This window comes from Micromonospora sp. C97 (genome assembly GCF_018070385.1).
GTDB classification, from domain to species: Bacteria; Actinomycetota; Actinomycetes; order Mycobacteriales; family Micromonosporaceae; genus Micromonospora; species Micromonospora parva.
In genome coordinates, this window is the sequence record NZ_JAGPXU010000002.1 from 165,781 (window position 1) to 188,670 (window position 22,890).

General features: G+C 68.3%; 24 protein-coding genes and 3 tRNA genes. 2 read left to right on the forward strand and 25 right to left on the reverse strand.

Annotated features, from left to right (window positions below; translation table 11 throughout):
- Nucleotides 1-245: 245 nt before the first annotated feature.
- The 23 genes from KBX26_RS03930 to KBX26_RS04040 form a co-directional block, all read right to left on the reverse strand.
- Entirely contained in the window at nt 246-935 is a 690-nt protein-coding gene (locus KBX26_RS03930; protein WP_210864749.1) for a hypothetical protein, read from the reverse strand.
- Nucleotides 932-1,807, reverse strand: coding sequence for an ABC transporter ATP-binding protein (locus KBX26_RS03935; RefSeq protein ID WP_036411012.1), 876 nt, complete (start codon nt 1,805-1,807; stop codon nt 932-934). The genes KBX26_RS03930 and KBX26_RS03935 overlap by 4 nt, the downstream gene beginning before the upstream one ends.
- Before the next feature lie 80 nt (nt 1,808-1,887).
- The gene (rplA, locus tag KBX26_RS03940) at nt 1,888-2,604 is read right to left on the reverse strand and encodes a 50S ribosomal protein L1 (RefSeq protein WP_030329866.1); all 717 of its coding nucleotides are present in this window, start codon (nt 2,602-2,604) and stop codon (nt 1,888-1,890) included.
- A 78-nt stretch (nt 2,605-2,682) separates the two neighbouring features.
- Nucleotides 2,683-3,114, reverse strand: a complete 432-nt coding sequence (gene rplK, locus KBX26_RS03945) for a 50S ribosomal protein L11 (RefSeq protein WP_030329864.1) — start codon at nt 3,112-3,114, stop codon at nt 2,683-2,685.
- 186 nt (nt 3,115-3,300) lie between these two features.
- On the reverse strand, nt 3,301-4,023 hold the full coding sequence (nusG, locus tag KBX26_RS03950; RefSeq protein ID WP_030329862.1) for a transcription termination/antitermination protein NusG: 723 nt from the start codon (nt 4,021-4,023) through the stop codon (nt 3,301-3,303).
- Between the two features lie 38 nt (nt 4,024-4,061).
- Nucleotides 4,062-4,451, reverse strand: a complete 390-nt coding sequence (gene secE, locus KBX26_RS03955; protein ID WP_030329860.1) for a preprotein translocase subunit SecE — start codon at nt 4,449-4,451, stop codon at nt 4,062-4,064.
- Between the two features lie 213 nt (nt 4,452-4,664).
- Nucleotides 4,665-4,737, reverse strand: a tRNA-Trp gene (locus KBX26_RS03960).
- A 129-nt stretch (nt 4,738-4,866) separates the two neighbouring features.
- Nucleotides 4,867-5,259: a MaoC family dehydratase gene (locus tag KBX26_RS03965; RefSeq protein WP_030329858.1), complete on the reverse strand. Its 393-nt coding sequence runs from the start codon at nt 5,257-5,259 to the stop codon at nt 4,867-4,869.
- Nucleotide 5,260: 1 nt separating this feature from the next.
- On the reverse strand, nt 5,261-5,707 hold the full coding sequence (locus tag KBX26_RS03970; protein WP_030329856.1) for a MaoC family dehydratase N-terminal domain-containing protein: 447 nt from the start codon (nt 5,705-5,707) through the stop codon (nt 5,261-5,263).
- A gap of 126 nt (nt 5,708-5,833) precedes the next feature.
- On the reverse strand, nt 5,834-6,001 hold the full coding sequence (gene rpmG / locus KBX26_RS03975) for a 50S ribosomal protein L33 (protein ID WP_007073056.1): 168 nt from the start codon (nt 5,999-6,001) through the stop codon (nt 5,834-5,836).
- Nucleotides 6,002-6,133: 132 nt separating this feature from the next.
- Nucleotides 6,134-6,206: transfer RNA gene (locus tag KBX26_RS03980), tRNA-Met, on the reverse strand.
- A gap of 24 nt (nt 6,207-6,230) precedes the next feature.
- Nucleotides 6,231-6,303, reverse strand: a tRNA-Thr gene (locus KBX26_RS03985).
- Nucleotides 6,304-6,396: 93 nt separating this feature from the next.
- The gene (locus KBX26_RS03990) at nt 6,397-8,928 is read right to left on the reverse strand and encodes a bifunctional diguanylate cyclase/phosphodiesterase (RefSeq protein WP_030329854.1); all 2,532 of its coding nucleotides are present in this window, start codon (nt 8,926-8,928) and stop codon (nt 6,397-6,399) included.
- Nucleotides 8,929-9,970: 1,042 nt separating this feature from the next.
- Nucleotides 9,971-10,474, reverse strand: a complete 504-nt coding sequence (locus KBX26_RS03995; protein ID WP_210857644.1) for a hypothetical protein — start codon at nt 10,472-10,474, stop codon at nt 9,971-9,973.
- Between the two features lie 620 nt (nt 10,475-11,094).
- A complete protein-coding gene (locus KBX26_RS04000; RefSeq protein WP_210864750.1) occupies nt 11,095-12,552 on the reverse strand; it encodes a pentapeptide repeat-containing protein in 1,458 nt (485 codons plus the stop codon).
- 154 nt (nt 12,553-12,706) lie between these two features.
- The gene (locus tag KBX26_RS04005; protein WP_210864751.1) at nt 12,707-14,143 is read right to left on the reverse strand and encodes a tyrosine-type recombinase/integrase; all 1,437 of its coding nucleotides are present in this window, start codon (nt 14,141-14,143) and stop codon (nt 12,707-12,709) included.
- Nucleotides 14,140-14,325, reverse strand: coding sequence for an AlpA family transcriptional regulator (locus KBX26_RS04010; RefSeq protein WP_030329852.1), 186 nt, complete (start codon nt 14,323-14,325; stop codon nt 14,140-14,142). The genes KBX26_RS04005 and KBX26_RS04010 overlap by 4 nt, the downstream gene beginning before the upstream one ends.
- Nucleotides 14,322-16,076, reverse strand: a complete 1,755-nt coding sequence (locus KBX26_RS04015) for a replication initiator (protein ID WP_210864752.1) — start codon at nt 16,074-16,076, stop codon at nt 14,322-14,324. Before KBX26_RS04015 ends, KBX26_RS04010 begins: the two co-directional genes overlap by 4 nt.
- Nucleotides 16,073-16,609 carry a DUF2637 domain-containing protein gene (locus KBX26_RS04020; RefSeq protein WP_210864753.1) on the reverse strand — a complete coding sequence of 179 codons (537 nt, stop codon included), beginning with the start codon at nt 16,607-16,609 and terminating at the stop codon, nt 16,073-16,075. The genes KBX26_RS04015 and KBX26_RS04020 overlap by 4 nt, the downstream gene beginning before the upstream one ends.
- On the reverse strand, nt 16,606-16,794 hold the full coding sequence (locus KBX26_RS04025) for a hypothetical protein (RefSeq protein WP_210864754.1): 189 nt from the start codon (nt 16,792-16,794) through the stop codon (nt 16,606-16,608). Before KBX26_RS04025 ends, KBX26_RS04020 begins: the two co-directional genes overlap by 4 nt.
- A 3-nt stretch (nt 16,795-16,797) precedes the next feature.
- A complete protein-coding gene (locus tag KBX26_RS04030) occupies nt 16,798-17,064 on the reverse strand; it encodes a hypothetical protein (protein WP_210864755.1) in 267 nt (88 codons plus the stop codon).
- On the reverse strand, nt 17,061-18,656 hold the full coding sequence (locus tag KBX26_RS04035) for an FtsK/SpoIIIE domain-containing protein (RefSeq protein ID WP_210864756.1): 1,596 nt from the start codon (nt 18,654-18,656) through the stop codon (nt 17,061-17,063). Before KBX26_RS04035 ends, KBX26_RS04030 begins: the two co-directional genes overlap by 4 nt.
- 175 nt (nt 18,657-18,831) lie before the next feature.
- Nucleotides 18,832-19,227 (reverse strand): hypothetical protein, encoded by a 396-nt coding sequence (locus KBX26_RS04040; protein ID WP_030329838.1) that lies wholly within the window; start codon nt 19,225-19,227, stop codon nt 18,832-18,834.
- 122 nt (nt 19,228-19,349) lie between these two features.
- Here KBX26_RS04040 and KBX26_RS04045 point away from each other — a divergent pair, with 122 nt between their 5' ends.
- Together KBX26_RS04045 and KBX26_RS04050 are read left to right on the forward strand one after the other, a co-directional pair.
- Nucleotides 19,350-19,895, forward strand: a complete 546-nt coding sequence (locus tag KBX26_RS04045; protein WP_210864757.1) for a hypothetical protein — start codon at nt 19,350-19,352, stop codon at nt 19,893-19,895.
- A gap of 851 nt (nt 19,896-20,746) precedes the next feature.
- On the forward strand, nt 20,747-21,190 hold the full coding sequence (locus tag KBX26_RS04050) for a hypothetical protein (protein WP_210864758.1): 444 nt from the start codon (nt 20,747-20,749) through the stop codon (nt 21,188-21,190).
- Here KBX26_RS04050 and KBX26_RS04055 read toward each other — a convergent pair.
- Entirely contained in the window at nt 21,180-21,956 is a 777-nt protein-coding gene (locus tag KBX26_RS04055) for a glycosyltransferase (RefSeq protein ID WP_307857742.1), read from the reverse strand. The two genes, KBX26_RS04050 and KBX26_RS04055, sit on opposite strands and share 11 nt — an antisense overlap.
- Complete coding sequence (locus KBX26_RS04060; RefSeq protein ID WP_210864759.1) at nt 21,944-22,765, reverse strand: GntR family transcriptional regulator; 822 nt, start codon at nt 22,763-22,765, stop codon at nt 21,944-21,946. The genes KBX26_RS04055 and KBX26_RS04060 overlap by 13 nt, the downstream gene beginning before the upstream one ends.
- Between the last annotated feature and the right edge of the window lie 125 nt (nt 22,766-22,890).

Consider the following 22,890-nt stretch of genomic DNA (forward strand, 5'->3'; position numbering starts at 1 on the left):
GGCGCACGGGGCGAGGGCCGGCAGATCATCATGGTCGGCGGACCATGTGCACTGCCGAGTTACGCTTGCCGCCCTACGCGGGTCGCCCGTTGTCGCGGGACCTTCGACCGTGCCGGAGCACGGTGACCAGCGGTCTCTGGGTGGTTCCTCATCCATGAGAACACGGATGACTGTTGAAGACTACGCGCCCGGGCCAGCAGCACCAAATCGCCCCCTGTGAGCCGCGCCACCGACGCCGGTGGCGGTCAGCCCTGGGCCCGCCGCCGCCACAGGTAGCCGCCGACGACAGCACCACTCCAGGCCAACGCCCACCCGCTCAGCCCCAGCAGTGTCAGCGCGGCGGCCTCGCCGCCGGTGGTGCGCGCCGCCGCCATGATCGGCGGAGCCAGCCAGGGGGCCACCGAACCGGTCAGGCCGAGCACCACGGCGCCGACCCCGCCGAGGGCCAACACCGCGACGCCGTACCCGGCGCCGCCCACCGATGCCCGGCTGGCCAGCGCACCAAGAGCAACAGCAGCGGGTACGACCAGCAGGTGCGCCCACAGCCCCAGCGCGAGCCCGACCGGAATCGACCGGTCCCCCGGATCAACCGGGCCGGACACCCCGCCCACCAGCCACGGGAAGAGCAACGCGACGGCCACCGTCACCAGCGCCGCCGCCGCTGCGGCGAGCAGCCCGGCCAGCCGCTCCCGCGCCACCCCGACCGTCACCTGCGCCAGCCGACGCTGCACGTCCGGCTCGACGTCCAACAGGATCTTGGTCTGCCAGGCGAGCACCGGGAAGAGCACGACAGCGGAGACGCCGTACGCCTCCGCCGGCTGGGCACGGCCACCGCCGTACAGGATGCCGAGCGTGATCAGGCCGGCGAGCAGCGGTGCCACCGCCCGGCCGGTACGCAGGAAACCGGTCAACCGCATCCGGATCAGGGCGCTCACCGGGCCTCCCCCGCCGCCGGCTCGACCGCCGCGTCGGCGGCCTCCGGCTGCCCGGTCACGCTGATCGGCGGCTCGGCGGGTGGGGCGGCGCCCGCTGCCGGGAGCGGCTCGGCGGGTCCGCCCTGGGGCACGGCGGTGGCGGCGTCGGAGCGTACCCGCAGCACCTGATGGCCCTCGGCGCGCAACCGGGCGACGGTGCCGGCGACCCGCGCGGCCGGCACCGCGACCTCGACCACGGCGATCGTCTCGTCCGTCGACGACGTCTCCTCGGCCAGCGAGCCGTCGGCCACCAACCAGCGACGCGCGGCCGGCAGCCGGACCGTCTCGCCGCGGTGGTCGCTCACCAGGACGGACCCGTCGGCGGCGAGCACCTCGGCGATCAGCTCGGGGACCAGCTCACGGGTGGTGGCATCCAGCCCCTCCCACGGCTCGTCGAGGACCAGCAGGCCCGGTGGGCGCAGCATCGCCTGGGCGAGGCCGACCTTCTGCGCGGTGCCCTTGGACAGCTCCGGCAGTCGGACCGAGCGGAAGGCGGACAGCCCGAGCCGGTCGATCCAGGAGGTCACCGCCTCGTCGGCCGCGGCCCTGCCCAGCCCCGCCACCCGGGCCATCCCGGTCAGATAGCGGGCCACCGTGAACGGTTGGTCGGCGGGAAACCGCTCCGGCACCCAGCCCACCCGCGCCGGCCGGCCGGAGACCCGGCCCCGGCCCGGACGGAGGACCCCCGCGGCCACCTGGAGCAGTGTCGACTTGCCCACCCCGTTGCGGCCCAGGACGATCGCCACCTCGCCGGGGCCGATCCGCACATCGATGCCCTGCAGCACCCACGGCCCCCGCCGGTGGTACCGCAACCAGACGTTCTCCAGCCGCATGGGCCCGAGCCTGCCACACCTCGAACGCGCCGGGGCGCCGCCACGGTCGTGGCGGCGCCCCGGTGGAGCGAACTGTCGACTCAGGCCTCGGCCTGGTCCTCCCGAAGGTTCTTCACCAGGTTCGGGTCGACCGGGACACCCGGGCCCATCGTGGTGGTCAGGATGACCTTGCGGAGGTACTTGCCCTTGGCCGCGGACGGCTTGGCGCGCAGCACCTCGTCGAGCACCGCCGCGTAGTTGTCCACCAGCTGGCCCTCGGTGAAGGAGGCCTTGCCGATGATCAGGTGCAGGTTGGAGTGCTTGTCCACCCGGAAGGTGATCTTGCCGCCCTTGATGTCCTGCACCGCCTTGGTGACGTCCATGGTCACCGTGCCGGTCTTCGGGTTCGGCATGAGACCGCGCGGGCCCAGGATCCGCGCGATCCGGCCGATCTTGGCCATCTGGTCCGGCGTGGCGATCGCCGCGTCGAAGTCGAGCCAACCACCCTGGATCCGGGCGACCAACTCGTCGGTGCCCACCTCGTCCGCACCCGCGGCGGCGGCCTCTTCGGCCTTCGCGCCGCTGGCGAACACGATCACGCGGGCGGTCTTACCGGTGCCGTGCGGCAGGTTGACCGTGCCGCGGACCATCTGGTCCGCCTTGCGGGGGTCGACGCCGAGGCGCATGGCGACCTCGACCGTGGCGTCGAACTTGACGTTGGTGGTCTCCTTGGCCAGCTTCACGGCCTCGGTGGGGGTGTAGAGCTTCGACCGGTCGATGACATCGGCGGCCTTGCGGTAGCTCTTGCTGCGCTGCATTGCTGATTACTCCTGTGGTCTCTGGCGGGCCGCTCGGCGCGAGCCCTCCCACGGTTGGGTCGACGGCCTGGGCCGACGTCAGTCGTTGACGGTGATGCCCATCGACCGGGCGGTGCCGGCGATGATCTTCTCGGCCTGCTCGATGCTGTTGGCGTTGAGGTCGGCCATCTTCTTCTCGGCGATCTCACGGAGCTGGCCGCGGCTGACCGCGCCGACCTTGTCGGACTGCGGAACGCCAGACCCCTTCTGCACACCGGCGGCCTTGAGCAGCAGCCGGGCGGCGGGCGGGGTCTTCAGCACGAACGTGAAGGACCGGTCCTCGAACACGCTGATCTCGGCGGGGACGATGTCGCCCCGCTGGGACTCGGTCTGCGCGTTGTAGGACTTGCAGAACTCCATGATGTTCACGCCGTGCTGGCCGAGCGCGGGGCCGACCGGCGGCGCCGGCGTGGCCTGGCCCGCCGGCAACTGAAGCGTGAACGTCTTGACGAGCTTCTTCTTCGGAGGCATGTCACTTCCTGGGGCTTGGAGCTGGGAAAAAGCGGCTGTCGCCGCCCTCGGGCGCGCACGGTCAGCGCGGTGCGACAGCGGCGACATTCAAGAGTAGCGCAGGCCGCAGCCCACTCGTCCGCCGAGGTCGAGCGAGAGCGCGTACGCCGACGTCGGCGGCGGGCCGGACCCGCCGCCGACGACCAGTCAGATCTTGGCGACCTGGTTGAAGTTGAGCTCCACCGGAGTCTCCCGACCGAAGATCGACACCAGCACCTTGAGCTTCTGCTGGTCGGCGTTGATCTCGCTGATCGTGGCCGGCAGCGACGCGAACGCGCCGTCGGTGACGGTGACGGAGTCGCCCACCTCGAAGTCGAGGACCTTGATCTCCGGCTTCGCCTTCTTCTGCTCGGTCTCGACGGCCGGCGCCAGCCACTTCAGCACCTCGTCGAGCGAGAGCGGAGCGGGCCGGTCAGCCCGGTCGGTAGCGCCGACGAAGCCGGTCACCCCCGGGGTGTTGCGGACACACGAGTAGGACTCGGCGGTCAGCTCCATCCGGACCAGGATGTAACCCGGGAAGACCTTCGCCTGGATCTGCGAACGCTTACCGTTCTTGACCTCGACCTCTTCCCGGGTCGGCACCTCGACCTGGTAGATGAAGTCCTCCATGTCGAGGCTCGTGATCCGGGTCTCGAGGTTGGTCTTGACCTTGTTCTCGTAGCCGGCGTAAGAGTGCACCACGTACCAGTCACCCGGCGCGTAACGCAGCTTCTGCCTCAGCTCCGCGACCGGGTCGTAGTCCTCGTCCGGTGCGGGCTCGGTCGTTGGGAACTCCGGCTCGCTGGCGGCCTCAACCGACTCGTCACCAGCCGCCGTCGCGACCGTGGACTGCTCGTCCACTTCTCCGGCGGTCTCGTCGTACTCAGGCACGCTCGCTCACTTCCGTCACTATGGCTGGAGGCAGCCGGTCAGTCCGAGTTGCCAAAGACAAACAACACGACCTTGGCGAAGCCGAAGTCCAGCACACCCACGATCGTCAGCATCACCGCGACGAACGCCACCACCACGGCGGTGTAGGTCAGCAACTCCTTGCGGGTCGGCCAGATGACCTTACGCAGTTCGGCTACAACCTCGCGGAAAAACCGGGCGATGCGCCCGAAGACGCCCACCCGACCCGTTTCCGACCGGGTGGTCGGCCGGCTGTCCGCCGACTCCGCCCGGGCGCGGGACCGCGTGGCGGTGCCACCCCGGGAAACCGGCTCGTCCGCGCCGGAGGCGTCGTCGTCGGCCACGTCGTCGACGATCTCGTCGTCCAGACGATCGTCGCCGTCGTCGTCGCGCCGCTTGTTGTCGGCCACTTCGCCCTCCGTCGCGGAATCTTGGGTCGCACGCCGAGTGGCGTACGCGGCGCTGGTCACGCCGGCCGGACCCAACCGTCCCGCGACGGGCCGCGGCCGGTGGATCAGCCGGAGGGCCCGATTGCCTCGGAACCACCCCGCCGATGCCACCACCACGGGCCGGACGCCGCCGAGCTGGCGGCGCGACCCACGGGAACGGTCAGGCCTGAGGCGCAGGGGTGACAGGACTTGAACCTGCAGCCTGCGGTTTTGGAGACCGCTGCTCTGCCAATTGAGCTACACCCCTATGCGGCAACACTCGCCCCACGCGGCCACAGACGACCGAGCAGGGGTCACTTGCCCCACGGCGGACCAGTGTACGGGTAGCCGCCCGACTTTCCCAACCGGTCTCTCCGCCACGCGTGGCGGGCTCTGTTCAGCGCGCCGACCGGATGGTTGCCCGCGCCTGTGACAGCACCTTCTCCCCCAGGCAGGTGGCGGTCACCTCCAGGCGGGTGAGACCATCCTCGGTCACCTCACGGACCCGCGCGGTGACCTCGATCTCGGTCCCCTGGTCGTCGTCCGGGACCACCACCGGCCGGGTGAACCGCACGCCGTACTCCACCACCGCGTCCGGCGAACCGGCCCACTCGGTGACCGCCCGGCCGACCAGAGCCATGGTGAACATGCCGTGGGCGATCACCCCGGGCAGACCCACAGAGGTGGCGACCCGGTCGCTCCAGTGGATCGGGTTGAAGTCGCCCGAGGCGCCGGCGTAACGGACCAGGTCCGCACGGGTCACCCGAAACGTCTGTGCTGGCAACTCCATCTCACGCCTCCCCACGGATGACATACCTGGCCCAGACCGCCACCACGGGCTCCCCGCCGACGGTGCTCACGTCGGTGCGGGTGGTCAGGAAGCCGTGCCCACCCCGGGTGCTGACGTCCTCGATGGTGTTCGTGCAGACCAGCTCGTCGCCGGCGAACACCGGCCTGGTGTACGCGAACCGCTGGTCGCCGTGCACCAGGCGGCTGTAGTCGACACCCAGGGCCGGGTCCTCGATGATCTGGCGGCTCGCGGCCATCGTGACGATCACCGGGAAGGTCGGCGGAGCCACCACGTCGGGGTGGCCCAGCGCCTGCGCGGCCTCCGGGTCGTGGTGGGCCGGATCGGTGGCGCCGATGGCGGTGGCGAACTCGCGGATCTTTTCTCGGCCCACCTGGTAGGGGGCGGTCGGCGGATAGGTCCGGCCGACGAAGGAGGCGTCCAGAGGCATGCGGCGAACCTACACGGAAAGCCCAATCGCCGACCTGATCGGTAGGCGGCGGCGGAGCCACACCACACCGGTCAGATCGGCGATCGGAAAAGCTTCGACGGTGGCCGGCCAAAGGCCGGCCAGCGATCAGCGGGTCTCGCGGTGGACCGTGTGCCGACCGTCGCGCGGGCAGAACTTCTTCAGCTCGATGCGGTCGGGGTCGTTGCGCCGGTTCTTGCGCGTGATGTAGTTGCGCTCCTTGCACTCCACACACGCCAAAGTGATCTTCGGCCGGACATCGGTAGCCTTCGCCACGGCGGAGTGCCTTCCTCGCTAACGGAAACAACTACGACGCGCCAGCCTAGACGCTGACAGCGCGGACATGCAAAGTGGGCGCCAGAAGCGCCCATTCTTACGACCACCGGCAACTAGCCCGGAAGACGAGAGTAGCGGTGGCCGGACTTGAACCGGCGACACAGCGATTATGAGCCGCTTGCTCTACCATCTGAGCTACACCGCTGCGATGGGTCCAGCTGAACCCTCGAGCCCCCTTACGGAATCGAACCGTAGACCTTCTCCTTACCATGGAGACGCTCTGCCGACTGAGCTAAGGGGGCCTGCGCGATCTCCCCGTGGGGCGCGCAGGAGTAAGAGTACACGGCCCGGCTCGACAGGTGAAATCGGATCCCCCGTGCTCGTCCGCGCCCTGCTCAGGGCACGACTCGAAGGCGCGGCAGCTCCCCGTTGGAGATCGTCTCCGGCTCGACCTGGGCACCGAACCAGGCAGCCAACCGCTCGTACGGCAGCGGCCTGCTGAACAGGAAGCCCTGCCCGATCTCACAACCGATGTCCTGGAGAAGCTCCAGGGTCAACTCGCTCTCCACCCCCTCGGCCACCACCGCCAGGCCGAACTGCTGGGAGAGAGTCACCACCGCGTTGACGATCGCCAGGTCCCCCGGATCGGTAGCCATGCCCTGCACGAAGGAGCGGTCCACCTTCACCTCGTGCACCGGCAGCCGCCGCAGGTGCGCCAGGGACGAGTCGCCGGTGCCGAAGTCGTCCACCGACAGCCGTACGCCGAGATCCCGCAGCCGTTGCAGGGTGGGGATGGGTCGGTCCGTGCCGTCCAGCACCCCCGACTCGGTGATCTCCAGGGTGAGGCGCTGCGCCGGCACCTTGTACTCGGTCAACAACTCCTGGACCCGGTCCGGGAAGTGCTGGTCGATGAGCGTACGAGCCGAGAGATTGACCGCGATGGGCAGCGGCTGGTCGGCCAGGGCCCAGTCCCGACTGCGGCGCAGGCCCTCGCGCAGCACCACCTCGGTGAGCCGGCTCAACTGGCCGGTGTGCTCGGCCACCGCCACGAAGTCCTCCGGTGCGACGGTGCCGTGCGCCGGGTGCTCCCAGCGGGCCAGACACTCGACACCGACCAGGCGCCGGTCCCGCAGCGTCACCTTGGGCTGGAAGTAGACCTCCAGCTCGCCCTGGTCCAGTGCTCGGCGCAGATCGCCGGCCAGGCCCAGCCGGCGCAGTGAACGGGACTCCAGCGCGGGGTTGAACAGCTGCACACTGCCCGGCACCGACTTGGCCGCGGTGGCCGCGAGGTCGACCCGAAGCAGCAGGGTCGCCGCGTCGCTGCCGTGATCCGGGTGTACGGCCACCCCGACGGCGGTGTTCACGTCGAGGGTGAGCGCGTCGAAGACCATCTCGTCGCGGATCTGGTCGCGCAGCTGGGCGGCCAACTCGAGCGCGGCCTCGGCGCTCTCCAACCGCAGCGTCACCAGGAACTCGTCCCCGCCGGCACGGCCCACCAGAGCCGACGACGGTGCGCTGGCCCGCAACCGGTTGGCGACCTCGGTGAGGACCTTGTCGCCGGCGGCGTGACCCAGGGACTCGTTGACCTGGCGCAGCCCGTCGACGTCGAAGAGCAGCAGCGCCACCACCTCGCCCGGCGCGCGGATCTTGACCGACTCGTCCAGCGCTCCGGTGATCCGTCGCCGGTTGGGCAGCCGGGTCAACGTGTCGTGGTGCGCGTCGTGCCGCAGCCGGTCGACCAGTCGCGAATTCTCCAGGGCCACGGCGGCGTGCGCGGAGACCGTCTCGAAGATGGGGATGTCACCACGGGTGAAATGACCGACATCGCTGAGCCGGTTGGCGACCTCCAGGGTGCCGATGACCGCCTGGCCGGACCGGAGCGGCACCACGATGACGTCCTTGATCTTGCTGTGGCTCAGCGCCTGGCGCTCGTTCGCCTTCTCGTCGAAAGCGCGCCCCACCGCGATGGTCCGCCCCTCGTCCGACGCCCGCTGGCGAAGGGACGCCGGCGTGGGTACGACATCCAACAGCCCCGAGTCGTCGACCCGGGCGGTGAGCAGCACCTCGGGATGGCGGCCCTGGGCGGGCAGCCACAGCGTGGCGTACTCGGCCTGCATCAGGGCCCGGACCCGACCCAGGAGCGCATCGACGAGGGTGCCGTCCTGGCCGCGCTCCCCGATAGCGCGGGTGAGGTCGTACATCGCGGCCAGCGTCCGGTGTTGCCGGAAGAACTCCGCGTAGGAGCGGTAGACCAGGACCAGTGCCGCACCGAGAGCGGCCAGCAGCACCAACGACCACCAGGTGGTGGTGACGGCGATCAGGATGATGAGACCGAGCGAGACGTTGATCGCCGCAGTGAGCAGAGCGGGACGTGCGGTGCGGAGAGAGTCCCGTCCGGCCTGCCAGCCCTGCAGGAGGGTGTGCACGCCGACGATGCCGAGAAGGCTGACCAGGATCACCGCGGTCACGGCCGCGAAGAGACTCAGCCAGGTGCCGGGGTCGTCCACCTCCTTCGACGGCGGTAGCGCCTGAAGGAGGAGGACGGCGAGAGAGGTCCCGGCGGCAGCCTTGGCCACGTTGAACCAGAACTTGACAGGCGCGAACCGGTGCCGCGTCTGTGTGAGCATGGACGCCACCGTGTAGATCGCGACGACGGTCAGCGGTGGCAGCAGAAACAGCGCTAACACCAGCGGAATCTCGGTCAGGGTCATGCCGAACGACTGCCGCCGGACCACAAAGTTGAGGACCGGCATGCCCACGGCGGCCATGGCGACCAGCAACAGGAGCGCGAGGAGCCAGTCACCGAAGGGCTGGGACGACACCAGCCCCGTGACGATGGAACAGATCGCGGCGAAGAACACCAGTGGCGCGGTGATGAACCATGCACGATCCGCCGAACGACGTCGCGATCGATCACGCGGAGCCATACCGCTCCCTACGGCGCCTGCGGTTTACCGCCCTTGGCTTGGGGTGAGCTGAACGAGTCAGCGACCGCTGCCGACGATAGTGCCTTCCGGAGCGACGGTCCAGATGAGATCGATGGCCTGAGCTCCGCGAGCACTGCTGTCATAGAGGCCAGCGGGGAAGGCGACGATGGCGGCGGCAGCAAGAACAAGGAGGAGAGACCCACCGAGTCGGCCTAGCCTTCGACCAGACATGATCGCTCCTGTCGGGAGATGTACAGCGTTGATGGAGGTTCCACGATCGTGCCACAGCGCGGGCAGCCAGAGAAGTGGTGGTCGCCCGACTGGCCCCACCGTCTGTTACTTCCCGCCGTTCGGCCTACCGCCCCCAACGCACCGGGCCAGATCACGAGCCTGCAGGTCGCTTAACCGTTTCACCCAGCGCTGAATGCGACCTTCAACGCAATTCGGGTCCAGCTGTAGGCACTGCCACATCCGGTACGACGGTCACCGTCAGCAACGCTCAACAGCCCGCGACGAACGCGCGCCTCCGATCCGACCATCGACCACCATACCGGCTCTCCGCCATCCCGCTAGTACCTCGTCGGGTTCATTTCAGTTTGGTCGCCAGCAGAACGAACGCTGACCACAGGCAGGGTATGCGCAGCTAGGCGTGGAACTTTCATCGATGACGACAGATACGAAAAGCGCTGATGTGGCGAAGTGGCCATCGATGTGGGCGCCGACCTACCGCCACGCGCACCAACACTGACCACCGCGACGCCCGCACCTCGGCTTCAGTGCTTCGCCAGCGTGCGCCCACAGCGGGAGAATTCGGCGGTCAGCCGACTTTGGCCGCAGGCCGACACGGTGCCGGCTGTTGGGCCGGAGGCGGCGACATGTCCGGCCGACCGCTCGTGCGATCGGGCCCCGTGTTGACTCGTGCCGGCGACAATATCGGCGCACGGCGATGTCGCGTTGATGGCTTGCCCTCGAAGCGAAAAGACGCCCACGGCAAGGCGGCACGGAAGCAGCGAGGACTCGCGAGGCCGCCCGGAGCGCGCGGTCATCCACCGCCACATCCAACAGCGATGGACAGCACGGACAGCCGTCCCGCCCGGAACGCGGTCAGATGCTCGGTCGTCAGTTGGTACGACATGGGTGGATCACTCGTCTTCCAGCGATCGACGTGCACGAAACAGCCGTGCCAACTGCCGTAGCCGATCATCTCGAAATCAGGGAAGGCCGGATCCGTTGCTGGAGCGCCGACAACGAGCCCTGGTCCGGACACGCGGGCGACGACGTTGTCGTCCGGAGGGCCGACGAAGATCGCGACTGCGGCGCGCTGCTCGGCGGGTGCTGTACCAGGATCGATGTAGTCGTGCACCCGCTCGTAACCGCGCACGCTGATCTGAGACACATAGCCTTGCGCCTCAGTCGCAGGGGCGTCTCTCACCTTGAGCACGCCGAAACAGCAGGCGGCAACGGCGACAACTGACAGCAGCCAGATACGCCAGCGTCGCGAACGAACCTTGACGTGTGTGTCAGTTGCATCGTCGGGTCCAGGCACGACGACACAGTAGGCCGGCCGACCCGCGCATGGGTGGGGCTCAAGGTCAACAACGTCGAACGGACGGGCAATCGCGCGCCGTTCCCGGACCAGTAGTTGCAGGGCCGGCTTGTCACCAGCGGGCAGCCGGCGCGAGCAGGCTTTTCGGACAGCACAGCCGGCTGAGCGCACTCCTCCAACCTGAGGCGGGATCACCGACAAGGCGGGGCGCCTCCGCCCGGGGAACGTCAGCTATGCCAACGGAGACCATCACCTGCCCCGAGCTGGTCCCCGACGCTCGAGTCGATTTGCTTGAGGCTGACCCCGCCCACCTCAGGCAACGCCTTCAACCCGTCGTCAACTGCTGGACTCGGCCGGACCAACGACAACGACCCCCGATCAGCATCTCTGCTGGTCGGGGGCCGTCTTTGCACCTGGTGGCGGGTAGAGGATTCGAACCTCTGAAGCTTTCGCGACGGATTTACAGAGGGCGGTCATTCTGCCTGCGTCACCGCCCATGACCTGCTGTCCCCCTTTGTCAAGGTCGACGTTAGCCAGCTGGCCGCCCACCATCTGCCCACGGCCTCACTGCTCACTGCTCACTGCTCACTGCTCACTGCTCACTGCTCACTGCTCACTGCTCACTGCTCAGGCAGGAGGAGCCCATCCGGAGGTCGCCCGTGGGGCCATTCGGAGAATTTGGGCGGGAATTGAGACTTCGGCCCTACGAGATACACCTGCGAACCACTGAAGCGCGCACCATAAAAGACCACCTCTCCGCCGCCGAACGTTGCCGCGACAAAAGACACCACCCCGTCACTGAACGTCGCCGTGGTGAAGAACACCTCTCCACCACTGAACGACGCATTGGTGAAGTCCACCTCTGCACCCTCGAACGCCGCCCGAGCGAAGGACACCTCCCCACCACTGAACTTCGCTCCATGGAAGGACACCGAACCACTGCTGAAGCTCGCGCCAACAAAAGACACCGTCGCGCCGCCAAATGCTGCCCTCAAGAAGGACACACTTCCACCATTGAATGTCGCCTTGGCGAAAGACACCTCCCCACCACTGAACGACGCCTCATCAAAAGACACCGAACCACCGCTGAAGCTCGCGCCAACAAAAGACACCGTCGCGCCGCCAAATGCCGCCCTCAAAAAAGACGCAATCCCACCATTGAATGTCGCCTTGGCGAAAGACACCTCCCCACCACTGAACGACGCCCCGTCAAAGGAAACCTCTCCACCACCGAACGTCGTCCCAGCAAAAGACACCGATCCACCAGTGAACGTCGCGTTGATGAAGGACAGCGTCCCACCGAACGTCGCGCCTGAAAAGTTTCCGCCATCTAAGACTGCGCCACTGAAGTCAAAATCGTAGTCAGACCAGGAGGTTGCAACATCCTCGGCAGCGCGAACATGCTTACCGATAAGGCGAATGACGGTATGACGCACCTCCCGCTCTTCGCGAGCCGCGCGACCCTCGTCCCTATTCGCGGTCGACACGCGGTCGTCGGCCTGGACTGGCGCTTCATTCGAAGCTCTGGAAGACGGTGTGTAGGGCATACGGAGGTAGGCACAGAGGACATCGATGCAGGTCTGCCGACCTTCCCGCCAGTCATCGGCAAGTCCGGCCATTGCGTAAACGCCCGCCAGGCGTACGGCCGCTTTCTCCGATCCGAGCTGCTCGGATGCCTTGGCGAAGCGTTCGTTGAACAGGCGCACACCGTTGCGGTCGGTCTCGATCTTTGCCCGTTCGTCGGCCGCCTCAGCGAGAGCCTTGGTCACTTCAGCACGTAGATCAGCAGCGTGCGCCAGTTGGTGAGCGAATTCCGCCAGCGCATTTGTGTGCTCTGCTACGCGCTGCCGACGGTAGGCGACCACCAGGGCTGCGACACCGCCGATGCCCGCCACAACGGCGAAGACGAGCTTCAAGAGGTCAAACAGCGTGGCTGCTGTGACGGTGGCACCCCGCTCAAGGCCAGGCCATTCCGCATACCAGAGCGCCGCAGCAATCAGGGCCCCAACTAGCAGCAGCGCAGCCACGACAGCCGACGTGATCGACCGACGGATGCCCCAGAGCCGCAGCTCCGGCACGCGGCTATCCCCGGCTGAAATCGAACCAGCCGTGACACGGACCTCGGGTGGGGTTGAGTCTTGCGACGCGGGCAAATCCACCTCCTCCTTTTAGCGCACCTCGTCCACATCACTCAGCAGGACGTCCGCCAACAGCACCAGACCGGCAGCATCGTCATCCGAGCGCATCGCCGATCTTGTCGTTCATGGTGTCGTCGCCGCCGTCGATGCAGTTGGCGTAGACGCGGAGCAGGACGGCGACGCCGTGGCCCAGGCGGCGGGCGACCTCGGTCGGTGGGACGCCAGCATTCAACCAAAGGGAGGCCGCAGCGTGCCGCAGGTCGTACGGGCGGCGGACGAGCGGCGAGGCGACCTGAGATTCGGTCAGCGCCTTCTCGCGGGCGAGCTTCCACCACCGGTCGTAGACCGACTCGGAGAGCGGCCCACCGTGCAGGCCCCGGAAGAACCGACCGTCCGGGCCGACTCCGTGATTCTCGACGTGCGCGCACAGCAGCTCGACGAGCCGGGGCGGGATCGGGACGGTCCGAGTCTCGGCTCTCCCCCGGTGCTTGAGTCCCCGCCGCTCGTGGGAGCCACCGTCATCGGTCCAGTGCGACCCGGCGCGCGGTGATGTGCCGGCGAGCACCAGGCGGCCCCAGCGATATTCGATCTTCTCGTGGTCGCAGGACCGGGAAGGCTTCACCGCCGCCAGGTCGTCGAAGTCGGCCCCGCAGTCGGCGCACCGGCCGGCAAGGTCGCAGTCCTCCCGCCGTAGGTCCGCGGCTTCCGAGGGACGCATACCCGCGTAGTAGAGGCAGCCGAAGAACGCGGTGACCTTGTCAGCCCGTTTGCCGAGAGATTTCACCGCCTCCAGCAGCGTGCCGACCTGGGCTGGGTTCGCCACCACCCGCCGATCGATGGACTGGGCAACCTCGGGGGTGGTCCACTGGACCCGGTCGACCGGGTTGGAGGCGATCAGCTCCAGCTCGACGGCGTATCCGAGCACGTTGTAGAAGGTGGCCCGCTTTCGCTGGACTGTGGAGGCAGCCGCGGGCTTGCCGTCGAGGCGTACGCACAGGCTGTCGAGGACGCGGCGGACCATCGCGGGCGAGTCCAGCTCGACGACCGGGAGAGACGCGGTTTCCAGCCAGGCGAGCGCCGCCGCGTGGTCGGGCGGGATCTCGTCGGACCAGCGGCGCGGGTTGAGGCCGTAGAGATACAGGGCCTCACGGAGCAGGGCGTCAGTCGGTCGGCCCCGCTTCGCCGGCCGGGTCAGGGTCACCGTGATCGAGGTCAGCGCTTCGACGATCGAGCGCCGGGTCTTGGCCGCCGCCCGGGGCCACTTCATCTTGACGTACGCGCGGCTGTGCGCGTACCAGGTGGTGGGGTTCTTGGTTCTGGCCTCGGAAATTGGGCGGCCGGTGGCCGGGTCGAAGGGCTCCCCCGCGTTGGCCGCCTGGACCAGCTCGGCGCGGAATGAGTGCGCCAGGGCTTTGGTACGGAACATGTCCTCGAAGCGTTGGCCGCTCACCGCCCAGCGGACCCGCCACGGTCGAGCCTTCCGGTCGGCGCGCTTGGCGATCTCCCAGATCTGGACCTCGTAGCTCTTCATGCGGCGTCCTGCTCCAGGTCGCCGAGCCACCGACCGAGCGCCGACCGGCGGACCCGCAGCTGCCCGTTCGGGAGCTTGATCACCCGTGGTCCCTTGCCGGTCTGCCGCCAGTAGAACCAGGTCGAGCGCGGTACGCGCAGCTCGGCGAGCACTTCCGGCACGGTCAACAACTCCTCGTTCACTGCGTTTCCTCCCCGTCGTGCTGTGCGCTGTGCTGAGTTGCCGAAAGATCTGAGGACCCCTGCGCGGCCCGGTCCTTGGCGGCCAGCAGTTCGGAGCGCCAGCGGGCGCGTTCGCTGATCGACCGCATGAGCCGGTGGGTCATCGGGCCGACGTCGGGGTCATCGGGTCGGGCCAGTTCCCAGGCGTGCCGGACCCGTTCGGCGGTGTCGCCCTGGTCGTCGACGAGCTGGGTGCGGTCGGTCGTGACGCCGAGCAGTGCCCGCACCCAGGCCCGCGCGTCGTGCTTGTGATCGGCGAGGGTCTTGCCGGACCAGTCGCGGGAGATGAGGATGCGCCGGCCGCCGATGCCGAGGGTGTCGCGCTGGTGGACCTTGCCCTTGCAGCGGCCCGGCTTGAGTTTGGCGTGTGCCTTCTTGGGCTGGACGCCGTAGAGCAGCCAGTTGGCGCAGCGGTCGGTGCATGGCGTGACCTGGAGTTGCTGCCAGAGCCGGTCGAGGTGCTTGCGTTGCCGATCGGTGGTCGCCTTGTGGCAGTCGCCGGTGTGCTTGGTGATGTATTTCGTGACGTACCGGATGGTCCGTTCGGCGTCCTCGGTGCCGGGCATGACGCCGCGGGCGTCGACCTGGGCGCCGAAGCGAACGACGTGCACTGGCTCGGCGTCCGGGTCTTCGTCGATGGTGTCGAGGGCTTCCGTCCAGGTGGTCAGCGGCTCGCGGGTGTCGGGGTCGACCCATGCCGCCGTCTGCTCGTCCCAGATCGGGAGCCGGTCGAGGGTGTAGCGCTGGACGTCGACCGAGGGCCACCACACCTGGTGGTAGGTCGCCGCCGCCACGGTGCGGAGCACCTCCCGAGGGATGGTGCCCCGGATGGCGAAGTGCGCATGCGGGGCGAGACGGCGTTGCGGCTCGACGCAGCCGGCGTACTGGACGTTCCAGCCCTCGCACCGCCGGAGGTTCTGCCAGAACCGGTCGAGCAGCCGGGGGAAGTGCACGGCGTCCCAGGCAGCGCGACGGTAGTCGTACCGGGCGGGGTTGACGGGGGTGCCGTCGGGGCGGACCGGGCCGTACGAGTCGAGGGTGAGGGTGAGCCACATCGACGGTTGGTAGGTGGAGCCGTCCGGGGCGGTGTAGGTCTTGCCGACGGTGCGGCGCTCGACCTTGCGCCGAGGCAGTTCGGGGGCGTCCTGGCGCCGCTTGGTGGAGCGCTTGCGCCGTGGGCCGGGCTCGTCGTCCTGGTCCTCGTCGTCGCTGGCGTGAGGTGGTCCGACGCGCCCGCGCAGGCCCTCAGCGGTGATGGCTTCCTCTACCTCGCGGATTGCCTCGTCGAGGTCGGTCACCTGGTCCCACTGGGCCGCCCTCACCGCCTCGTCGCGGGAGAACTCCAGGTGTGCGCGGAACAGGATCAGTGACTTCTGTGCCTCGGTCGCGGGTTCCGGGCCGGGTAGCGGTTCGTCGTCGCGGTGCCAGCCCTCGCGGATCTGGGCCTGCCGTAGCCGGCGGTTCTTCTTGGCGCACGGCGGGCACTTGTCCTCGCGGGTCGCGCCGCAGGGCAGGTCGATGACTTCGGTCAGGCCGGTGTCGAGGTCGGTCCGGCGCATGGCGAGCGGCCGGACGCAGACGCCGTACTCGATGGCGATGTCCTTGAGCACGTCGATCGAACGGGGCAGCGCCATGCGGGCCGCCCGCGACCCCGGCCGAGGAGCAACCGGGGTCGGGGCGGGTTCGAGGCCGGGCAGGGTCGGAGCCGTCATCGGATGATCCCGACGACCTGGGGCCGGTTGTGCTGGACGACACCGATCGGAGGCAGCACCGCGGCTGATGCCGGCGGCATCACCGGAGCCGGTGGCGCGGGTTCGACAGGCTGCGGCTCGTCGTACCAATCGCCCTGCGGTTGATTGGGCTCGGGAGCCGGCGGGGTGGTGGGTGCGCTGGACAGGACGACCTTGACCAGGGCGAGGAAGGCCAGCGACGGCACCGCCGCGACGATCCAGCCCCAGACGGACGGTTCGGCTTCGGCGACCTGGGCGGCGAGGGAGAGCAACGCGAACGCGATCAGGAGGACGCCGACGAGGCCGACGGGGCGACCAGTTCGACGGCGGGCGCGGATCTCCAGGCCGAGGTAGATGGCCATCAGCTCGACCGCTACGGCGTTGGCCCAGCCGATCCAGTCGGGTTGGCCGTGGGCAACGGTCAGGTCGTGAACGTGGGTGAAGGCGGCGGCGCCGGCCATGGTGCCGACGACGAGCAGGATCAGCACCCGGATGCCGGATTCAGCGCGGATCATCGGCCGCCGCCGTTGTCGCGGACGGTCAGGGTGATGCAAATCTGTTGGCCGTTGAGGTCGCGGCGGCGGTTGACCATGTGCGCCAGGCCGTGCAGGGCACCGGCGAGCCGGTCCGGGGAGCCGTTGAGTTCGATGTGCAGCGGCTTGAGACGGTGGGTGCCGAGGAAGAAGCTCTTGAGGGACATCGGTTACCTCCGGGCCGGGGCGACGCGGGTGCGGATGTGGTCGGGTGGCTCGCCGAGGGAGGCCACCGCTTCGGAGAGGCAGCGCCACAGCGCCCACGCCTCGTCGGGAGTCAGGTACATGCGGCGCCGGCCGCCGCCGACGGCGAGATAGACCGGGTACGCGTCAGGCCGGGCGGGGTCGACGCGAACGGACACCGCCGTGCTGGTGCCGCCGTCGGCGCCGGGGGCGCGGAGCCGGTAGAAGGTCCGGCCATCGGTCTGGGCGGTCACCGCGGCTCACCCCCGTCGGTGTCCCGGTCGAGGATGTTCAGCAGCGAGTCGGGCAGCAGTGGTCCGCGACGCTGCCGGGGCAGGGGCGGCCGGGCCGGTTCGGTGGCGGTTTCCCGGCCGACCTGGGCGAGGATGTCCGCCGCGTCGGCCGGCGCTGGGTACTCGGCGGCCAGCTCCCGAATGTGGTCGTCGGAGACGTAGGAGAAACGGACCCGGGCCGGCTCTGGGGTGCCGTCGAGGATCACGTAGCCGACGCCCTTGGCCCAGCGGGGCATCTGGTCGGCAAGGGCACCCCGGTTGCGGGCACCGTCACCCAACACGAGGTCGACCTGTGCCGCCTCGGTCAGGCCGAGAGCGATCCGGGTCGGGAACAGATCCCGGAACGGCAGCACCTCCTTGCGGGGATCCTGCAACGCGGCCACCACCAGGACGCCGACGCCGGCGCCCTGCGACAGCAGCAGCCCGAGTGAGCCGGCGATCCGCTTGCGCAAGTCGACGTCCTGGAGGTACGCGGTCAGCGCCGCCATCTCGTCGATGACGACCACGACCAGGGGGTCAGCCAGGGTCGGGGTGTGGACTCGCACCGCACCGGCAAGCCGGGTCTGCCGCTCCCGCATCACCGTCACGGCCTCGTCGAGCAGGTCAGCCATGGCCTCGAACGACTTGCAGGCGAACCGGGCGAACAGCGGCCGGCCCATCGCGAACTCCATGCCGCCCTTGGGATCGATCACCCACAGCCGGACCAGCCCGGAAGAGATCCCACCGGCGAGGACGCGGACCAGCGACCACAGCACCGAGCCCTTCCCGGACCGGGTGGCGCCGCCAATGAGGACGTGGGTGGCGAGCAGGTGCAGGCACCAGTGCCGCAGGTCTTCCCGGCGCGCCAGAGGTAGAGCGGTGAAGTCGGGCACAGATGGGACGTCGAACGGGTCGACCAGGGTGCGCAGCGCGTCCGTGCGGACCACCACCAGGTAGACCACCGACGGCCGGTCCCGGAACCGCAGCCGGTCCACCGCGCCCAGGACCAGCGCCCAGTAGCCCGACCGGATCGGCGGGTCATCGGGGCGCTCGGAGTAGACCCGGGCGTGCCGCCGGCCGAAGGCGTACGCCAGATTTGCCGTTGCCTTCTGGAACTGCTCCGGTGTCTGGCCCCGGACCATGCGGATGGTCAGCACGTCGAGCGCCTGATCCGAGCGGACCCGCAACAGCTCCGGCAGGACCGTGCGATGGTCGTACACCTTGGCTAGGCCGCAGAGGGTCATGGCTTCACGCCAGGCCCGCCGGTAGACGAAGAGTTGCCGGAACCGGCCGAGGATTGGGCCGGCGCACCAGGTCCACCAGGACGATTCATGCCGCCATCGCCACAGCGCCGATACGGCGGCAGCCAGGACCACGGGCACGATCACGCCGGACCGGCCGAACTCGCGGTAGAGGGTCACCCCGGCCACGACCAGGCCGACGGCGACCGGGTGGCGAAGGCACCACCAAAGGCCACGCCACAGCCACCGCAGCACCAGGCCGAGCGCGATCAGCCAGACCGGCAGCTCCAGCCGGCGCGGCCGGATCACCATCAGGTCTCCGGCGGTGGTCATCACGACCTCGCCCCGCGGCCGGCGGATCATCGCGCACCCGCCACTGTGGGCCGCCGCAGGACGGCAGGCATACGCTTGGACATGTCACTACCTCTCTCGACAGAGCAGGGGAAAGAGACAGAGGGCGGGGCTGCCGTCCGCCAAGACCTGACAGCCCCGCCCCCACCAGATACGGCTACTGCGCCGCCTTCGAAGCCACGCCCGCCGGGGCACGCATCCCGGTCGCCCGCAGCGAATACGCCATCCGACCGTTGTTGCCCACGTACGGCGTGACGGTCATGCCGTCGAACTCCACCGCCTCGAACAGGCCACCCGTCGGCGGCACCGGCTGGTAGTCCGCCGAGATCTTCACCGTCGTCTCCCGCGACCGCTTCCCCAGCTCCGGATCCAGGTCCATCACCCGGACCTGCCACACCCGCTGGCCGGTCAGCTTGTCCTTCGCCGGGCTACGCCGACCGGTCTTCTCGTCGTAGTCCTCGACCTCGCCCAGGGACTCGGGCACCAACGCGCACCCCGCCGGGAACACGTCCTCACACCGCACCGCGAACCTCGTGCCGCCTCGCAGAGCCATCGCTCAACCTCCAACTTGTTAACTTGTCTGCCAAGTTGCGTCCAAGGTAGACGGCACTTGGCAGACAAGTCAACAAGCTTGCGGACGCCTAGGGGTTGAGCCGCAGGAATAGCCTGCCGTTCGTGGATACCGCTGAGCTGCAGGCCGCCGGCAACTTCGTCGCGCTGGCGTTGACCGGAGGCGGCCTTCTCTGGTCGATCTACTCCCGCAACCAAGAACGAAGAGAGAACGAAGCAGGGCAGGCGCGGACCATCACAGCGGTTGTAGAACTTCGGCGGTGGATCGAGGTTCCAGCTGGACCAGACGATGTGGCCCGTCCATCCGTCAGAATCGTCGTCACCAACCATGGCGCTGCGCCGATCCTCGACCTCACCGTTACGGCGCAGGCATCCGTGACCCGAAATGAGCGCCCAAGGCTCAGACACGCACACGCCGACGTTCTGCCGGGAAGCAAGGACTTCGTGGCCATCCTCGACATCCCTGACCCCATCCCGTACTTCGAGGAAGGCCCGCTGGTCGAGGTTGATGCAACGCTGACGTTCACTGATGCGGCCGGGCGCAGGTGGGCTCGGAGAGGGCTGGGACCGCCGCGCCGCCTCATCGACCACCCACGGCGGTGGAATTTGCCTGGAAGGCGGGCGCGGGCATTCGCAGCTCAGCGCCGCTGAGGGGTCTTGACCCTGAGCAGCGCGATGGCCCCACCGAGGCAAGCGGAGGGGCCATCGACCCGCTGGGCTGCTCGATCCCATGAACAAACCTACGGGCGTCCGATCACAGCAAGCCGTAGTTGGCGTCTTACTGTGCTCTCTTAGTGTGCCACAAGCGGGATGTTTAATCTAGACAATCTAAAGCTGGCTTTCTCTGGCTCGAAATCATCTAGCTTCTTCCACCCCCCGCTAGGCGCCCTTACTCGGCGCTTAAATCAGAGCGCTCTTTGCCGCACCTACTCGGCAACCCCTGAATCTCAAACTTAAATCTCTATGGAATATAGCTGCAAGGCGAGCCTGAGCGGCACGAACGATCAAGGTTCACGCCCCCCGACCAGGGTAAATGTTGTTCGGACGGTCCGCACAACACTACCGGCAGGAGACTACGGACACGGCGTCGACAGGTTCCCCATCGCGGGTCACCCCTCCTTATAGATTCTTCTCGGCGGAGGTCTATACAGTAGGCATCGCATTGGCTAATGTGGTCGATGCCGCAGGGCGTGAAGGGCGTAGGCAAGCCGCCCATTCCTCTAAACCCGCCCGAAGGTCAACGAGCTGGCTGCTCGATCCCGTTATTCACCTACGAAAGGTTATCTGCATGACTGAGTTCAGCCTTACCATCCGCGCCTCCAGGCTCGTGGTGATCTACATCCTGGTGACGATCATGCTGGTTGCGGGTGTGACCCCTCAGCTGATGTAGCGCGAGGAAGGCGCGAGGGCGGGACCAGGCGTGGCGGTCCCGCCCTCACCTGTGGCTCGGCGTGACCAGATGCTTCTGATACCTCCCTATTCTGCTGGGTACTGACGACCTCATGGCGGATGAGAAGCAGGTGCTTGCGGCTGATGAGGCGCATGCCAGGCCAGTGGGCTTGGATGACACGACCATCGAGGCGCTAGGCGAGCTAAGCAAGGCCCTTGAGACGATTTACCGGGTGCGCGGTCATCTGTATTCGGCGCACCAGCTCGTCGGCGGCGCGGATCTCACCCTTGACCGGGTGGTGAAGCTGCTCCGCGAGGCAGGGCACGACGAGACGGCCGACCGGGTCGAGCACGAACTGTTGGGGCGCAACGTGCTACCCGGCCGCTGGACGTTCCAGATCGTGGAGGAGTTCGACGACGGCTACTACGCCGCGTTCCAGGAGATTGAGCGGGACGCGCGGGAGAAGCTAGCCGGCGGCCGACGGCACATCTTCGAAGCGGAGATGAAGGAGCGGCGGCGTACTCATGGGATGCCAGGGCACGAAGCTACGCCGTAGCGCTGCCGTCGAAGCCGTTCGGGATCATCAAGGCCAGGGCGTTGGCTCGGGCCTCGATGATCCTCATCCGTGCCTGGTACTCGGCCGGTTCTCGGTGTGCGGCCTGGCTGGTGACCTGGCCGGGCCACTTGCGGTAGAGCAGGCCGTACTCCCGGGTGAAGTAGCCGGCAGTGACGGCGTTGGCGGCGAGCAGGAGGCCGGTGTCCTCTGAGGCGGGCAGAGCCATCCAGCCGCCCAGAGCGAAGACGAGATCTCGCCGCAGGCAGAGGGTCGCCGGGTGCACCGATGCCCGGTAGTTGTTGGCCTGCCAGAACGACAGGACCGAACCGCGGTCGATGACTCCGCCGGCTGGATCCTTGTCCCAACCGGCGGTCGACCCGTCGGGCAGCAGGTCGAGGACCCGCGAGGTGGTCCAGCCGATCAGCGGGTGCGCGTCGAACGCGGCGATGTCCCGGGCGAGTGCTCCGGGGGTCAGCTGGTCGTCGGCGTCCAGGACCTTGATGAGTTGACCGGAGACCCGGGAAAGAGCGAGGGTACGGGCAACACCAGGCCCACCGGGACGGCCGCCCCCGAGACTGATCCGGGGATCGTCAGGCAGCGCATCGACCAGGGCGCCGGTCTGCCCGTCCTCCTGGACAAGCCACTCCCAGTCCCAGCCGTTAGGCATCTCCTGCTTGGCCAACGACTCGTAGGCGCCAGCCAGGTGCTCGATGCTGGGCGCGTGGACCGGGGTGATGACCGAGACGAGCTGCGTCAAGTTTTCCACCGCTGGAGTTTGTGGGAGTAGACAAGCTCAGTGCGGTCACCCGGCATCACCACGTCGGCGACCTCAACGATCCGGCCGGTGGTGTCGGTCGAAGTCTTCCGCACGGTGAGCACGGAGACGCCCGGGTCGATGTCCAGCAACTCGGCCTCATCCGGCGACGGCGGGCGGGCGCGGATCTCGTCGTCGATCCGGTCCAGCTCGATGCCGAGCGTGTAGAGCTGGTGCTGTGTGCCGCCCGGCCACGGTTCCTTGCCCGCGTCGAGCAGGTCCGGGTTCGCGGCCACCATCTCGTACGGCAGATAGGAGTACGACACGGTCAGCGGTGCGTTCTCGTGCCGCGAGGACGTCCAGTAGACCCGGCGCAGCAGCGGAGTGCCCGGCTCGACCTGCAAGGCCGCCGCCATCTCCGCATCCGCCTCCACCCGCGAATACTCGGCGTGGAACTTCAGGTCATCGACGGTCAGGCCGGTGTCGTGCTCGGTGGCGCCAGTCTTCAGCCGCTCGTCCTCGTCGAGCAGGACGCGATCCTTCTCCCACTGGTACCGCTCGGTGTTGCGACGGCGTACCCGCTGGCGAGGTGCCCGCACGTAGGTGCCGCGCCCCTGCTCCGCGCGAACCAGGCCCCATTCACGGAGCTGCCGTATGGCGTTGCGGACGCTGGTGCGTGACAGACCCGAGGTGTCGGCCAGCTCGGTTTCGCTGGGCATCAGAGTGCCGGGGGCAAGTTCGCCGCTCACGATCTTCGCCCGCAACTCTTCCGCGAGTTGCAGGTAGCGAGGGCGCCAGTCCCGGCCTTGCACACCGGTCACCGTACCCCCTAGACGTTCCAACGTCTGCCAGGTGGTCCCACCAGCGGGCCGCTCAGGAACCGGCGGTACGGCTACCGCTGCTCGCGGTGGCCGCGCAGGGCGCAGGCCAGGAGTACGAGGAACGG

What these genes read in the sequence shown, in the direction of transcription:
- KBX26_RS04005 (WP_210864751.1), bottom strand. Translation starts at nt 14,143, where the DNA reads ATGAAGAGCTACGAGGTCCAGATCTGGGAGATCGCCAAGCGCGCCGAC.
- KBX26_RS03990 (WP_030329854.1), bottom strand. Translation starts at nt 8,928, where the DNA reads ATGGCTCCGCGTGATCGATCGCGACGTCGTTCGGCGGATCGTGCATGG.
- KBX26_RS03965 (WP_030329858.1), bottom strand. Translation starts at nt 5,259, where the DNA reads ATGGAGTTGCCAGCACAGACGTTTCGGGTGACCCGTGCGGACCTGGTC.
- rplK (WP_030329864.1), bottom strand. Translation starts at nt 3,114, where the DNA reads ATGCCTCCGAAGAAGAAGCTCGTCAAGACGTTCACGCTTCAGTTGCCG.
- KBX26_RS03935 (WP_036411012.1), bottom strand. Translation starts at nt 1,807, where the DNA reads ATGCGGCTGGAGAACGTCTGGTTGCGGTACCACCGGCGGGGGCCGTGG.
- KBX26_RS04020 (WP_210864753.1), bottom strand. Translation starts at nt 16,609, where the DNA reads ATGATCCGCGCTGAATCCGGCATCCGGGTGCTGATCCTGCTCGTCGTC.
- KBX26_RS03970 (WP_030329856.1), bottom strand. Translation starts at nt 5,707, where the DNA reads ATGCCTCTGGACGCCTCCTTCGTCGGCCGGACCTATCCGCCGACCGCC.
- KBX26_RS04025 (WP_210864754.1), bottom strand. Translation starts at nt 16,794, where the DNA reads ATGTCCCTCAAGAGCTTCTTCCTCGGCACCCACCGTCTCAAGCCGCTG.
- KBX26_RS04050 (WP_210864758.1), top strand. Translation starts at nt 20,747, where the DNA reads ATGGCGGATGAGAAGCAGGTGCTTGCGGCTGATGAGGCGCATGCCAGG.
- KBX26_RS04035 (WP_210864756.1), bottom strand. Translation starts at nt 18,656, where the DNA reads ATGACCACCGCCGGAGACCTGATGGTGATCCGGCCGCGCCGGCTGGAG.
- KBX26_RS04040 (WP_030329838.1), bottom strand. Translation starts at nt 19,227, where the DNA reads ATGGCTCTGCGAGGCGGCACGAGGTTCGCGGTGCGGTGTGAGGACGTG.
- KBX26_RS04015 (WP_210864752.1), bottom strand. Translation starts at nt 16,076, where the DNA reads ATGACGGCTCCGACCCTGCCCGGCCTCGAACCCGCCCCGACCCCGGTT.
- rplA (WP_030329866.1), bottom strand. Translation starts at nt 2,604, where the DNA reads ATGCAGCGCAGCAAGAGCTACCGCAAGGCCGCCGATGTCATCGACCGG.